General features: G+C 69.9%; 13 protein-coding genes. 8 read left to right on the top strand and 5 right to left on the bottom strand.

Annotated elements, in window-relative coordinates; genetic code table 11:
* The first annotated feature begins 29 nt into the window (after nucleotides 1–29).
* Together AB0Q90_RS28920 and AB0Q90_RS28925 are read left to right on the top strand one after the other, a co-directional pair.
* Complete coding sequence (locus AB0Q90_RS28920; protein WP_363160986.1) at nucleotides 30–803, top strand: MerR family transcriptional regulator; 774 nt, start codon at nucleotides 30–32, stop codon at nucleotides 801–803.
* A 169-nt stretch (nucleotides 804–972) separates the two neighbouring features.
* Nucleotides 973–1,830, top strand: a complete 858-nt coding sequence (locus AB0Q90_RS28925; RefSeq protein ID WP_363160985.1) for a VTT domain-containing protein — start codon at nucleotides 973–975, stop codon at nucleotides 1,828–1,830.
* 41 nt (nucleotides 1,831–1,871) lie between these two features.
* Here the strand turns inward: AB0Q90_RS28925 and AB0Q90_RS28930 are convergent, their stop codons facing one another.
* Both AB0Q90_RS28930 and AB0Q90_RS28935 read right to left on the bottom strand, forming a co-directional pair.
* Complete coding sequence (locus AB0Q90_RS28930) at nucleotides 1,872–3,539, bottom strand: threonine/serine exporter family protein (RefSeq protein WP_363160984.1); 1,668 nt, start codon at nucleotides 3,537–3,539, stop codon at nucleotides 1,872–1,874.
* A gap of 108 nt (nucleotides 3,540–3,647) precedes the next feature.
* Nucleotides 3,648–4,139 (bottom strand): inorganic diphosphatase, encoded by a 492-nt coding sequence (locus tag AB0Q90_RS28935; RefSeq protein WP_031487466.1) that lies wholly within the window; start codon nucleotides 4,137–4,139, stop codon nucleotides 3,648–3,650.
* 79 nt (nucleotides 4,140–4,218) lie between these two features.
* Here AB0Q90_RS28935 and dacB point away from each other — a divergent pair, with 79 nt between their 5' ends.
* The 6 genes from dacB (at nucleotide 4,219) to folE (ending at nucleotide 11,855) form a co-directional block, all read left to right on the top strand.
* The gene (dacB, locus tag AB0Q90_RS28940; RefSeq protein ID WP_363160983.1) at nucleotides 4,219–5,796 is read left to right on the top strand and encodes a D-alanyl-D-alanine carboxypeptidase/D-alanyl-D-alanine-endopeptidase; all 1,578 of its coding nucleotides are present in this window, start codon (nucleotides 4,219–4,221) and stop codon (nucleotides 5,794–5,796) included.
* An 80-nt stretch (nucleotides 5,797–5,876) separates the two neighbouring features.
* The gene (locus tag AB0Q90_RS28945; protein WP_363160982.1) at nucleotides 5,877–7,010 is read left to right on the top strand and encodes a zinc-dependent metalloprotease; all 1,134 of its coding nucleotides are present in this window, start codon (nucleotides 5,877–5,879) and stop codon (nucleotides 7,008–7,010) included.
* A 213-nt stretch (nucleotides 7,011–7,223) separates the two neighbouring features.
* Complete coding sequence (gene tilS / locus AB0Q90_RS28950) at nucleotides 7,224–8,249, top strand: tRNA lysidine(34) synthetase TilS (RefSeq protein WP_363160981.1); 1,026 nt, start codon at nucleotides 7,224–7,226, stop codon at nucleotides 8,247–8,249.
* 50 nt (nucleotides 8,250–8,299) lie between these two features.
* The gene (gene hpt, locus AB0Q90_RS28955) at nucleotides 8,300–8,860 is read left to right on the top strand and encodes a hypoxanthine phosphoribosyltransferase (RefSeq protein WP_067028163.1); all 561 of its coding nucleotides are present in this window, start codon (nucleotides 8,300–8,302) and stop codon (nucleotides 8,858–8,860) included.
* A gap of 205 nt (nucleotides 8,861–9,065) precedes the next feature.
* Complete coding sequence (gene ftsH, locus AB0Q90_RS28960; RefSeq protein ID WP_363161170.1) at nucleotides 9,066–11,105, top strand: ATP-dependent zinc metalloprotease FtsH; 2,040 nt, start codon at nucleotides 9,066–9,068, stop codon at nucleotides 11,103–11,105.
* Between the two features lie 144 nt (nucleotides 11,106–11,249).
* A complete protein-coding gene (gene folE / locus AB0Q90_RS28965; RefSeq protein WP_363160980.1) occupies nucleotides 11,250–11,855 on the top strand; it encodes a GTP cyclohydrolase I FolE in 606 nt (201 codons plus the stop codon).
* A gap of 13 nt (nucleotides 11,856–11,868) precedes the next feature.
* Here the strand turns inward: folE and AB0Q90_RS28970 are convergent, their stop codons facing one another.
* The 3 genes from AB0Q90_RS28970 to folB form a co-directional block, all read right to left on the bottom strand.
* Nucleotides 11,869–12,357, bottom strand: coding sequence for a DUF3180 domain-containing protein (locus tag AB0Q90_RS28970; protein ID WP_363160979.1), 489 nt, complete (start codon nucleotides 12,355–12,357; stop codon nucleotides 11,869–11,871).
* Nucleotides 12,358–12,418: 61 nt separating this feature from the next.
* On the bottom strand, nucleotides 12,419–13,030 hold the full coding sequence (folK, locus tag AB0Q90_RS28975) for a 2-amino-4-hydroxy-6-hydroxymethyldihydropteridine diphosphokinase (protein WP_363160978.1): 612 nt from the start codon (nucleotides 13,028–13,030) through the stop codon (nucleotides 12,419–12,421).
* On the bottom strand, nucleotides 13,027–13,386 hold the full coding sequence (gene folB, locus AB0Q90_RS28980) for a dihydroneopterin aldolase (RefSeq protein ID WP_363160977.1): 360 nt from the start codon (nucleotides 13,384–13,386) through the stop codon (nucleotides 13,027–13,029). The genes folK and folB overlap by 4 nt, the downstream gene beginning before the upstream one ends.
* Nucleotides 13,387–13,557: the final 171 nt, after the last annotated feature.

Raw genomic sequence — 13,557 nt, forward strand, 5'->3', positions numbered from 1 at the left:
GTGGAGTGCGTACCGAGAAGGGAGCGGAAGTGAGCTACTCCGTGGGACAGGTGGCCGGCTTCGCCGGGGTCACGGTGCGCACCCTGCACCACTACGACGACATCGGCCTGCTCGTACCCAGCGAGCGCAGCCGTGCGGGCCACCGGCGCTACAGCGACGCCGACCTCGACCGGCTGCAGCAGATCCTGTTCTACCGGGAGCTTGGCTTCCCGCTCGACGAGGTCGCCGCCCTGCTCGACGATCAGGCCGCCGGAAAAGCAGACCCGCGCGCGTATCTGCGCCGCCAGCACGAACTGCTGACCGCCCGGATCGAGAAGCTGCAGAAGATGGCGGCGGCCGTGGAGCACGCCATGGAGGCACGCAGGATGGGCATCAACCTCACCCCCGAGGAGCGGTTCGAGGTCTTCGGCGACAAGGACCCCGAGCAGTACGCCGAGGAGGCGGAGCAGCGCTGGGGCGGCACGGAGGCCTACGCCGAGTCGCAGCGCCGCGCCGCGACCTACACCAAGGACGACTGGAAACGCATGCAGGCCGAGGTGGCCTCCTGGGGCGAGCGCTACGACGCCCTGATGGCCGCGGGCGTACCGCCGACCGGCGAGGCCGCCATGGACATGGCCGAGGAACACCGGCAGCACATCTGCCGGTGGTTCTACGAGTGCCCGTACGAGATGCACCGGTGCCTGGGCGAGATGTACGTCTCGGACGAGCGCTTCAAGGCCTTCTACGACTCCATGCGCCCCGGCCTCGCCGAGCACCTCAGGGACGCGATCGAGGCGAATGCGGCCCGTCACCCTTCCCGGTGACGGGTGCGGCCTAGACGCCCGGGCTGCACAGCTTGGTCCGGGCAGGCCCACAGGGCATCCTGTGGAGGCCCATGGAACCTGGGCGTCCAGTGCTGCGTTGGTACCAGTGCCGCGTTGGTACGTTTGAGCACCAGCCCCCGCCCGCCCCACCAGCAGGAGCCACAATCCCGTGACCACGCTTGCGCTCGGCCCCGAGTGGCTCAGCCCGGACTACCTGATCGAGACCTTCAGCCTGCCCGGCATCCTGCTGATCGTCTTCGCCGAGTCCGGCCTCTTCGCCTTCCTGCCCGGCGACTCCCTGCTGTTCACGGCGGGTCTCTTCGTGGCCGAGGGGAACTACATCAGCCAGCCGCTGTGGCTGGTGTGCACCCTGATCGTGCTGGCCGCCGTCATCGGCGACCAAGTCGGCTACATGATCGGCAAGTTCTTCGGCCCGAAGCTCTTCAACCGCCCGAACTCCAAGCTCTTCAAACAGGAGAACCTGGAGAAGGCGCACGAGTTCATGGAGAAGTACGGCCCCAAGGCGATCGTCCTGGCCCGCTTCGTACCGATCGTGCGCACCTTCGCCCCCATCGTGGCGGGCGCCGGCCGCATGAAGTACCGCACGTTCCTGACGTACAACGTCATCGGAGGCATCGCCTGGGGCACCGGCGTCACCCTCTCCGGCTACTGGCTCGGCCAGATCGACTTCATCAAGACCAACGTCGAGGCGATCCTCATCCTGATCGTCTTCGTCTCGGTCGTCCCGATCATCATCGAGTACCTCCGCGAGCGCTCCAAGAAGAAGCGCGCGGCGGCCGAGGCCCCGGCCGTGCAGCCCCAGCAGCAGCCGTACCCCCAGATGATGGACGACGCCACCACCCAGCTCCGCCGCATCGACCCGACGGAGGAGCCCCCGCAGCAGTACGGCCAGCAGTACGAGAACCAGTACTACGCCCAGCAGCAGTACCCCCAGCCCTACGGCAACCAGCAGCAGCCGTACGGCAACCAGCAGAACGAGCAGTATCCCTACAACCAGGGGTACTAGAAGCGTCCCTCAAGGGGTGCGGGGCCAGTGGGCGACGCGGCTCAGAAGCCCCGCGTCCGCTTGGCGGCCCTGCGCCCCGCCCCGGCCCCGACCGGAACCCGCAGGAACAGCCGCGAGATCTCCGACCCCAGGTTCACCCCGATGGCGATGGCCATGGCCAAGGAGGCGGCCGTGGCCAGCGACACCAACCCCTTGTCCACCTCGTTCTGGGCGATGGACAGCAGCCCGAAATACGTGGCCGACCCCGGCAGCAGCGGCCCGATCGCCGCGGTGGTGTACGGCAGCGCCGACGCGAACCGGTACCGCGACAGCAGCTGCCCGAACAGCCCCACCAGCCCCGCCGCGATGGCCGTGGAGGCAACCGGCGACAGTTCGCCGACGTAGTGCAGCGCGCCGTACACCGACCAGGCGACACCGCCGTTCAATGTCACGGCCAGCACGGTGGACCGTTCCTGCTGCAGCAGCACCGCGAACGTCAGCGACAGCAGCATCGACGCGCCGATCTGCCACAGCGGCCGCTCGGAGATGTTCAGGGCCGCGTCCGGGTTCAGCTTGGCGCCCAGGTTCACGCCGAAGTACAGGACGACCAGGACCCCGGCGACGATCCCCACGAAGAAGTACATGACCTCCAGCAGGCGCGCGGAGGCGGTGATGTAGAAGCCGGTCAGGCCGTCCTGCACGCCCGCCACCAGCGCCCGCCCCGGCAGCAGCGCGAACAGCCCGCCGGTGATGACCGCGGACGCCTTCACGTCCACGTCCGCGAGCGTGAGCGCGACGCCTATCGCGGCCGGTGGCATCGCCGCCACCATGAACTGGTAGAACTCCGGCAGCCCGCGTCCGGCGCACAGCCACGCCAGCCGGTCGCCGAGCATCGCGCCGAGCGCGGCGGCGATGAACACGATCACGTCACCACCGACCAGCACCGAGGCCGCGCCCGCCAGCAGCCCGCTCGCCGAGGTCAGCACCCAGGTCGGATAGGGGTGCCGGTTGCGGCGGATCTCCGCCAGCCGCCGGTAGGCCTCCTCCAGGGAGATATGGGTCTCCGGATCGCTGAGGTCGTCCACCAGCCGGAACACGGCCGCGAGCCGCGTGTAGTCGGTGCCGCGCCGCCGTACCGTCCGGGACGCCGTCACCGGGTCGTCCACCAGTGAGGGCTGGTAGGAGATCGACAGCAGGGTGAAGGTGACGTTCGGCTCGCAGCGGTCCAGGCCGTAGGACCGGCAGACCGCGAACATCGCCGCCTCGACGTCCTCGGCGCCCTCCCCGCCCGCCAGCAGCAACTCGCCGATACGCAGCGTCAGGTCGAGCACGCGGGGGACGGCGGGCCCCTCCTCCTCGGCCTTGTGGATCCGCTCCGGCGCGGGCCGCTCGGCCACCGGCATGCGCAGCATCGTGCGCATCCGGTCCTGCCAGGGCACGTTCTTGGTCAGGCTGACCGCGGGGATGCCCGTCGCCGGCGTGAACGCGGGCGGCGCGTCCTTGGCGTGGTAGGTCCTCGGCGGACTGAATGCCGACCCCTCCGGCTCGGCGGCCGGCCCCGCGGGTGCGTCCAGCCCGTCCGGGAGGGCGAACTCGGACGACGTCTCCGACTCGCCACCGGTGTTCGGCGCGGCGAGCCCCTCGGGAATGGCGAACTCGGATGTGATCTCGGGGTCGAACGTGCCGCTAGCCTCGTCCGACTGCGGCTTGCGGTCCTCCGCATCCGTCACTTTGCGCAGCGCTCCCTGTACGACGCCTCAAGGCCAAGCCTCAGTATGCGCACACAAACCAAAACGGGCCGCACGCGTGTGCGTGCGGCCCGTCAGTGGACTGGAGGCTCAGTGGCCGCCCTGGTCCTTGAAGCGCTTGTAGGACCGCTCGATCTCGGCCTCGGCCTCGGTGCGGCCGACCCAGTCGGCGCCCTCGACGGACTTGCCGGGCTCCAGGTCCTTGTAGACCTCGAAGAAGTGCTGGATCTCCAGGCGGTCGAACTCCGACACGTGGTGGATGTCGCGCAGGTGCTCCACGCGCGGGTCGGTCGCCGGGACGCACAGCAGCTTGTCGTCGCCGCCGGCCTCGTCCGTCATACGGAACATGCCGATCGCGCGGCACTTGATGAGGCAGCCCGGGAACGTCGGCTCGTCCAGAATGACGAGCGCGTCCAGCGGGTCGCCGTCCTCGCCGAGGGTGTTCTCGACGAAGCCGTAGTCGGTCGGGTAGGCGGTCGAGGTGAAGAGTCGACGGTCCAGGCGGATCCGACCGGTCTCGTGGTCCACCTCGTACTTGTTCCGCGAACCCTTCGGGATCTCGATCGTGACGTCGAACTCCACCGGTGGCTCCTCCATGATCAGCACATAGTTCTGGTGATTAAGTGTCCCTCACGCAGGTGTGTGATCGCGAAAGGGGCTGGTGGTCGTGCCGGAGCTGAGGCCGTGGCGGGCCGCGAGACCGCATCTGGCGCGGGTCGCGAGCGCCGTACGCCCCCGTCTCGCACGGGCCGCGGCAGCCGCCGCACCGCGGGTCACGCGGGTCGGCCGAGCCATGACAGCACAGGTCACGAGGCCGAAGACCTGGCAGTACACCGCCGGTGCCGCCACTGCCGGGCTGGCACTGGCCGCCTCCGTGGTGACCGCCGCCGGCCCCTGGGACTCCTCGGGTCAGCGTACGGCCGAGAGGGACCGGGCAGCCGCCCAGGGGCACACGGGTGGCGCAGATCACGGTCGTAGTTCCGCTACGACGTCCAGGGCGCCCCGGCCCGCCCCCAGCGCCGCATCCGTCCTCACCGGCCTCGGCGGCGCCGCCGACAGCGTACGGACGGCGCCGACCGGAAAGGCCCTCACCGACGTCCTGACGCCCCTCCTGGACGCCCCCGCGCTCGGCGCCCGCCGCACCGCGGCCGTCGTCGACGTGACCACCGGCAAGCGCCTGTACGGGGTGGGCGCCGACGAGGCGTTCATCCCCGCCTCCACGACGAAGATCGCCACCGCCGTCGCGGCCCTGTCCGCTCTCGGCCCCGACCACCGCCTCACCACCCGCGCCGCCCTCGAACCCGACACGAAGGAACTCGTCCTCGTCGGCGGCGGCGACCCCACGCTCACCGCCCGCAAGGACGCCGAGGGCTGGGCCAGCCTGCACACCCTGGCCGCCGACACGGCCGCCGCGCTGAAGAAGGAGGGCCTCGCCAAGGTGACGCTCTCCTACGACACGACCCTCTACGAGGGTAACGAGATCCACCCGATCGGGGTCAACGACAACCTCGCCCCGGTCAGCGCCCTGATGGCCGACGAGGGCCGCACCGACGACTCGACCAGCGGCCCTGCCCCGCGCGTGACGGACCCGGCGGCGGACGCGGCCCGCACGTTCGCCGACCTCCTGAAGGACCACGGCATCACGACGACGTCCCCGGGCCCCTCCAAGGCGACCGGTCGCGCCGAGACCCTCGCCACGGTCTCCTCGCCCCCGCTGTCGGCCCTGGTCGAACGCATGCTGACCAACAGCGACAACGACCTCGCCGAGGCCCTCGCCCGCCAGACCGCCGTCGCCGCAGGCGAACGCGCCGACTTCGACGGCGCCGGCCGCGCGATCCACGACCGGCTGAAGAAGCTCCGACTGCCCGTCGCCGGCGCCCAGTTCAAGGACGGCAGCGGCCTCAACCGCGACGACCGCCTCACCACCGGCCTGCTCACGGCCCTGCTGGCCACGTCCGGCGACCCGTCCCACCCCGAACTCCGCCCGGTCCTCACAGGCCTGCCCGTGGCCGGCTTCACCGGCACCCTGACCAGCCGTTACACCGACGGCGCCGCCGGCATCGTACGAGCCAAGACAGGCACCCTCACGGGCGTGAACGCCCTCGCGGGAACGGTCGTGGACCAGGACGGCCATCTTCTGGCCTTCGCGTTCCTGGCCTCCGAGACGATGGACCCGGGAGCGGCGCAGACGGCGCTGGACAGGACGGCGACGGCACTGGCGGCCTGCGGCTGCGCCTAGCCGCACGGCTGTTCACCCGCCTCGGCCTTGCCCGCCCTTGCGGCCTGCCCCAAGCGGGAACGCTCACGTACGGTTGACACATGACGAGCATCGGTGGTGCCGCAACTCCTGGGATGGTCGACTGGAATCTCGCGGTGGCGACCGCGACCCGGCTGATGCGGCCGGGACCCGAGGTCAGCCGCGACGAGGCCCGCGCCGTCGTCGCGGAGCTGCGCCGGCACGCCAAGGCCTCGGAGGAACACGTCCGGGGCTTCACTCGTCTGGGCACCGAGGAGACCCACGACACCCCGGTCCTCGTCGTCGACCGCCCCGGCTGGGTGCGGGCCAATGTCGCGGGCTTCAGGGAGATCCTCAAACCGCTCCTCGACAAGATGCAGGAGCGCCGCGGCAGCACGCCCGGCGGCGCGGTCCTCGGCGCCGTCGGCGGCAAGGTCACCGGTGTCGAACTCGGCATGCTGCTGTCGTTCCTGGCCTCGCGGGTCCTTGGCCAGTACGAGACCTTCGCCCCGGCCACCCGCGAACTCCCCGCCGGTGCTAACGGCGGCGGCCGGCTGCTGCTCGTCGCGCCGAACATCGTGCACGTCGAGCGCGAACTCGACGTACAGCCCCACGACTTCCGCCTCTGGGTGTGCCTGCACGAGGAGACGCACCGCACGCAGTTCACGGCCGTGCCCTGGCTGCGGGACCACCTTGAGGGTGAAATCCAGTCGTTCTTGGCGGAGACCGACGTCGACCCCATGACCGTCCTGGAGCGCATTCGCGAGGCCGCCCAGTCCCTCGCGGGCGGTCGGCCCGAGGGCGAGGAGGACGACGGGGGTCACTCGTTCGTGGAGATCGTGCAGACCCCGGCCCAGCGGGAGATCCTCGGCCGGCTCACCGCCGTGATGTCCCTCCTTGAGGGTCACGCCGACTTCGTCATGGACGGGGTCGGCCCGGCGGTCGTGCCGTCCGTCGCGGAGATCCGCGAGAAGTTCCAGCAGCGCCGCGCCAAGGGGGCCTCCCGGCTGGACTTGGCGCTGCGCAAGCTGCTCGGTCTGGACGCCAAGCTCCGGCAGTACCGGGACGGCGAGCGGTTCGTGCGCGCGGTCGTCGAGCAGGTCGGCATGGACGGCTTCAACCGCGTGTGGACCTCCCCGAACACCCTCCCGACCAAGGCGGAGATCGCCAAACCGGCGGACTGGATCGCACGGGTGCACCGCAGGACCGAGACGTGAAACCCGACGAGCGAGTCGTGAACCTCGGGAAAGGTCGTGAAACGAATCCGGCCGACGGCAGGCGAACGCCCCTCCAATCACCCGTCCGAGGGACCGTGAGCCATGGGTAGGCGTGCAATGCTCGGGGAACGGCCCGGTTCTGTCACCATCTACACACTCTGAGTGACCGAACCTCGGGCTCACCCCCCGACAACTTCATGAAGGGAACCGGACATGGGTCCCCATCCTGCGGTCGCGGCGATACGCCTGGCGGTCCGCCGCGTCCTCCACGACATCCTCACCGAACACAACCGCATCACAACCGGCCTCTCGCACGAGCGCCCGCCGTCTCCGCTCGTGCTCGTGGCCTGCTCCGGCGGCGCCGACTCCATGGCCCTCGCCTCCGCCCTCGCCTTCGAGGCTCCCAAGCTCGGCATCCGTGCCGGCGGTGTCACCGTCGACCACGGCCTCCAGCCCGGCTCCGACCTGCGCGCGGAGGAAGTCGTCCTGCGCCTGCGCGAACTCGGCCTGGACCCCGTCGAGTCCGCCGCCGTCACCGTCGGCCGCGAAGGCGGACCCGAGGCCGCCGCCCGGGACGCCCGCTACGCCGCCCTCGACGCCGCCGCCCAGCGCCACGGCGCCGTCGCGATCCTGCTCGGCCACACCCGCGACGACCAGGCCGAGACCGTCCTGCTCGGTCTCGCCCGCGGCTCCGGCACCCGCTCCCTGTCCGGAATGGCCGCGGTCTCGGGGGCCGACGGCCGTTACCGCCGCCCCTTCCTCGAACTCGACCGGCAGACCGCCCGCCGGGCCTGCATGGTCCAGTCCCTGCCCGTCTGGGACGACCCCCACAACGCCGACCCCGCCTACACCCGGTCCCGGCTGCGCCACGAGGGCCTGCCCGCCCTGGAGAAGGCGCTCGGCAAGGGCGTCGTCGAGGCTCTCGCCCGTACGGCCCAGCTCTCCCGGGACGACGCCGACGCCCTCGACGCCTGGGCCAGCCAGGCCGAGACCTCCGTCCGCGACGCCGCCGGCCTGCTGGAGTGCGCCAAGCTCTATGCCCTGCCGCCCGCCGTACGCCGCCGGATCCTGCGCCGCGCCGCCATCGAGGCAGGCGCCCCGGCCGGCTCGCTGTTCGCCCGCCACATCGAAGAAGTCGACCGCCTGATCACCGGCTGGCGCGGCCAGGGGGTCATCAATCTCCCTGGCAAAGTCGTGGCTCAGCGCCAGGGTGGCAGACTGGTGATTCGGCAAGGCTGAATCCTTACCCCCTCCTCGGGGGCGGGCAGCCGGTGGGACGACCGAAAGTGATGCGGGTGGACGCGAAAGACATGGGTGCCGACCTCAAGCAGGTGCTCATCACCAAGGAAGAGATCGACGCGAAGCTGGCGGAGCTGGCGGCGAAGATCGACGCGGAGTACGCGGGCAAGGACCTGCTGATCGTCGGTGTCCTCAAGGGCGCGGTGATGGTCATGGCCGACCTCGCGCGGGCGCTGTCCACCCCCGTCACCATGGACTGGATGGCCGTGTCCTCCTACGGCGCGGGCACCCAGTCCTCCGGTGTGGTGCGGATCCTCAAGGACCTCGACACCGACATCAAGGGCAAGCACGTCCTGATCGTCGAGGACATCATCGACTCCGGCCTGACGCTGTCCTGGCTGCTGTCGAACCTCGGCTCGCGCGAGCCGGAGTCGCTGAAGGTGTGCACCCTGCTGCGCAAGCCGGACGCCGCCAAGGTCGCCATCGACGTCGAGTGGGTCGGCTTCGACATCCCCAACGAGTTCGTCGTCGGCTACGGCCTCGACTACGCCGAGAAGTACCGCAACCTCCCGTTCGTCGGTACGCTCGCGCCCCACGTCTACGGCGGCTGACACCGCGGCTGAGCCACAAGGGCGAGGCTTGTAGGACGATCGGGAACCCCAGCGCGGTTCGCGCCGTTGGAGCATGCAGAGACGGGAATGCAGCCGTCCGAGCTTCTCCGTGCGGCTTCGGGCCACAATGCTGGGGTACCGTCAGAAGAACTGTCTTATCAAACTCACTATGGCAGGAGGGACGGGGCGGCACCGCTCCGTATGGATGGACGTGAAGCGATACTTCCGTGGGCCGGTCATGTGGATCGTGCTGGCCGTCCTTGCCGTGGTCGTGTTGATGCAGGTCGTCGGCTCGTCCGGCGGCTACAAGACGGTGGACACCGGCCAGGTCGTCCAGGCGATCACTGACAACAAGGTCGAGTCGGCCAAGCTGACCACCGGCGACGAGCAGACCATCAAGGTCCAGCTCAAGGACGGCGAAAAGATCGAGGGCAGCTCGAAGATCCAGGCGAGCTACATCGGCGACCAGGGTGTGAACATCGCCAACACCCTGCAGACCAAGTACCAGGACAAGCAGATCCCGGACGGGTACACGGTCTCTCCGACCAAGCAGAACGCCTTCGTGAGCATCCTGCTCTCGCTGCTCCCCTTCGTCCTCATCGTGGTCGTCTTCCTGTTCCTGATGAATCAGATGCAGGGTGGCGGCTCCCGGGTCATGAACTTCGGGAAGTCCAAGGCGAAGCTCATCACCAAGGACACCCCGAAGACGACGTTCGCGGACGTCGCCGGCTCGGACGAGGCCGTCGAGGAGCTCCACGAGATCAAGGAGTTCCTGCAGGAACCGGCGAAGTTCCAGGCCGTCGGCGCCAAGATCCCCAAGGGCGTACTGCTGTACGGCCCTCCCGGCACCGGCAAGACCCTGCTCGCGCGTGCCGTCGCGGGCGAGGCCGGCGTGCCGTTCTACTCGATCTCCGGTTCCGACTTCGTCGAGATGTTCGTCGGTGTCGGTGCCTCCCGAGTCCGTGACCTGTTCGAGCAGGCCAAGGCGAACGCCCCGGCCATCGTCTTCGTCGACGAGATCGACGCGGTCGGCCGCCACCGCGGCGCCGGCCTCGGCGGCGGTCACGACGAGCGCGAGCAGACCCTGAACCAGCTGCTCGTCGAGATGGACGGCTTCGACGTGAAGGGCGGCGTCATCCTGATCGCCGCCACGAACCGGCCCGACATCCTCGACCCGGCCCTCCTGCGCCCCGGCCGCTTCGACCGCCAGATCGCGGTCGACCGCCCGGACATGCAGGGCCGTCTGGAGATCCTCAAGGTCCACCAGAAGGGCAAGCCGGTCGCCCCGGACGTCGACCTGTCGGCCGTCGCCCGCCGTACGCCGGGCTTCACCGGCGCCGACCTGTCGAACGTGCTGAACGAGGCGGCGCTGCTCACGGCCCGCTCGGACAAGAAGCTCATCGACAACCAGATGCTCGACGAGGCCATCGACCGCGTCGTGGCGGGCCCGCAGAAGCGGACCCGGATCATGTCGGACAAGGAAAAGAAGATCACCGCGTACCACGAGGGCGGTCACGCCCTGGTCGCGGCGGCCTCCCCGAACTCCGACCCCGTCCACAAGATCACGATCCTGTCCCGAGGCCGCGCCCTCGGCTACACGATGGTGCTCCCGGACGAGGACAAGTACTCGACCACGCGCAACGAGATGCTCGACCAGCTCGCCTACATGCTGGGCGGCCGCGCGGCCGAGGAACTGGTCTTCCACGACCCGACCACGGGCGCCGCGAACGACATCGAGAAGGCCACGGCAACGGCCCGCGCGATGGTCACGCAGTACGGCATGACCGAGCGTCTCGGCGCCATCAAGTTCGGCGGCGACAACACCGAGCCGTTCCTCGGACGTGAGATGGCTCACCAGCGCGACTACTCGGAAGAGGTCGCCGCGCTGGTCGACGAAGAGGTCAAGAAGCTCATCGAGAACGCGCACAACGAGGCCTGGGAGATCCTGGTCGAGAACCGCGACGTCCTCGACAACCTCGTTCTCGCGCTGCTGGAGAAGGAGACGCTGGGCAAGGAGGAGATCGCCGAGGTCTTCGCCCCGATCGTCAAGCGTCCGCCGCGTCCGGCCTGGACCGGCTCCTCCCGCCGTACGCCGTCCACCCGTCCGCCGGTGCTCTCCCCGAAGGAGCTCGCACTGACGAACGGCGCCAACGGCGCGACGCCGGCGATCACCACCGCCAAGTCGACGGCCGCCGAGCACGCCCCGGTGACGGAGCCCGCTCCCGAGGAGCGTCCGGAGAGCTGACACCCGGTTCCCGGTGACCTCACCGGGCCCGGAATGGATGCCGCGTCCCCCTGGTTTTAGCCTGGGGGGCGCGGCATCGTCGTATGTCCGCAGTTCAGACGCGTGACCCACACGCGCCACCCGCACAGGAACGAGGCACCACACATGACCGACCCCGTGACGCTGGACGGCGAGGGCCGCATCGGCGAGTTCGACGAGAAGCGCGCCGAGAACGCCGTACGCGAACTGCTGATCGCGGTCGGCGAGGACCCGGACCGTGAGGGCCTGAAGGAGACGCCCGGGCGGGTTGCCAGGGCGTACAAGGAGATATTCGCGGGCCTGTGGCAGAAGCCCGAGGATGTGCTGACGACGACGTTCGACCTCGGGCACGACGAGATGGTGCTCGTGAAGGACATCGAGGTCTACAGCACGTGTGAGCACCATCTGGTGCCGTTCCGGGGCGTGGCGCACGTCGGGTACATCCCGGCGACCTCCGGGAAGATCACCGGGCTGTCCAAGCTGGCCCGGCTCGTCGATGTCTACGCCCGCCGCCCTCAGGTGCAGGAACGACTCACCACGCAGATAGCGGACTCCCTGATGGAGATCCTGGAGCCGCGTGGGGTGATCGTCGTCGTGGAGTGCGAGCACATGTGCATGTCGATGCGCGGCATCCGCAAGCCCGGCGCGAAGACCATCACCTCGGCGGTGCGCGGACAGCTGCGGGACGCGGCCACGCGCAACGAGGCGATGAGCCTGATCATGGCGCGCTGACGCCGCCCGGCCGTCATGCGGCCGGTGCCGCCCCCGCCCCGTTGTGCTCGTCGTCCTCCGGGAGCTTGCACACGCGCTCCAGGAAGATGGCCGCCGCTATGACGGCGATGCCCGCGACGACCGAGAAGCCGGCGTAGATGGCCTGGTCGCGGCGGGCGGGGATGTCGAGGACCTCCAGCAGGAAGACGCCCGTGCCGCCGTACATGCCGGAGACGAGGGCGGCGACCAGGGCGCTGGCCTGGCCGAACACGACCGCGCGGGCGGCCATCAGGGGGTCGACGCCCTTGGCGCCGGGGCGGCGCTCGCGCTGGGCCTTGAGGCGGGAGCGGATCGAGAGCGCCGTGGCCAGCAGAACCGCGGCGATCAGCGCGAGGACGATGGGGGCGGCCAGGGGGACGCTCGGCAGGGTCCCGATCGAGTTCCAGAGGCGGGCGCCCGCCCAGGACAGGACGCCGGCCACGACGAAGACGCCGGCCAGCACCCTGATACGCAGCTCTCTCACGGTGTCCCTTCAGCTCCCCCGGATCTCCACGGACTGTGGGCGATCTTCTTGACCTTAACGACTACTCGGGCAGTCGGAGTTCCAGGTCCTGGCGGGCCGACACACCCTCCTGGGTGACGGTGCCGAGAAGGTCGGCGACCGCGCCGCGGCCGGGCAGCTGGGCCTCGGGCTCCAGGTCGTGCCAGGGGGCGAGGACGAAGGCCCGCTCGTGGGCGCGCGGGTGGGGAAGGGTGAGGACCGGGTCGTCGGAGACGACATCGGCGTAGGCGACGATGTCGACGTCGAGGGTGCGCGGGCCCCAGCGCTCGTCGCGGACGCGGTGGAAGGCTTCCTCGACCGCATGTGCCCGCTCCAGCAGGGAGGACGGGGGGAGCGTGGTCTTCAGGACGACGACCGCGTTGAAGTACGAGGGCTGGCTGCCGGGCTCCACTCCCCACGGCTCCGTCTCGTAGACGGGGGAGACGCCCTTGATGCGGACGCCGGGGGTGTCCTCCAGGGCGTCGATGGCGCCCTGGAGTGTCTCCAGGCGGTTGCCGAGGTTGGAGCCGAGGGAGATCACGGCCCGCTGCGGGTTGTGCAGGGTGGTGTCGGCGGCGTCGACCTTCTCGACGACGGAGGCGGGTACCGGCTGGACGGTCGGGTCGCTGGGACCCTGCGTGAAGGACGCGGTCATACTCGGCTCCGGGTGATGGTGACGGTCACGTCGTCGAAGGGGACCGTGATCGGCGCGTCGGGTTTGTGGACGCGGACCTCGACCTCCTGGACCCCCTCGTGCTTGAGACAGGCCTGGGCGATGCGCTCGGCGAGGGTTTCGATGAGGTTGACGGGCTCGCCCTCGACGACGGCCACGACCTCCTCGGCCACGATGCCGTAGTGCACGGTCTTCGTCAGGTCGTCGTCGGCGGCGGCCGGTCGGGTGTCCAGGCCCAGGACGAGGTCCACGATGAAGGTCTGGCCCTCCTCGCGCTCCTTGGGGAACACACCGTGGTACCCGCGGGCCTTCAGGCCGCTCAGCGCGACACGATCCACGCGAATCACTCCTGCAATCGTCGGTAGCGGCCGGTCCGTGCCGCGTGCGGGCGGCACACCGGCCTCGGACGAATCTACCTGCGGGCACTGACAGGGCCGGGCCACGGGGGCACGGGCCCCCGACGGGCCCGGGAGGTTTCACCGTGTGTTTCCCCTGGGGAACCCGGCGGC

The sequence above is a fragment of the Streptomyces sp. NPDC079141 genome, from assembly GCF_040686775.1.
Lineage (GTDB): Bacteria > Actinomycetota > Actinomycetes > Streptomycetales > Streptomycetaceae > Streptomyces.

Excerpts from the sequence above, each read along its gene's own strand:
- AB0Q90_RS28945 (WP_363160982.1), top strand. The coding sequence starts at position 5,877 with ATGACGAGCATCGGTGGTGCCGCAACTCCTGGGATGGTCGACTGGAAT.
- tilS (WP_363160981.1), top strand. The coding sequence starts at position 7,224 with ATGGGTCCCCATCCTGCGGTCGCGGCGATACGCCTGGCGGTCCGCCGC.
- hpt (WP_067028163.1), top strand. The coding sequence starts at position 8,300 with ATGCGGGTGGACGCGAAAGACATGGGTGCCGACCTCAAGCAGGTGCTC.
- ftsH (WP_363161170.1), top strand. The coding sequence starts at position 9,066 with ATGGACGTGAAGCGATACTTCCGTGGGCCGGTCATGTGGATCGTGCTG.
- folE (WP_363160980.1), top strand. The coding sequence starts at position 11,250 with ATGACCGACCCCGTGACGCTGGACGGCGAGGGCCGCATCGGCGAGTTC.
- folK (WP_363160978.1), bottom strand. The coding sequence starts at position 13,030 with ATGACCGCGTCCTTCACGCAGGGTCCCAGCGACCCGACCGTCCAGCCG.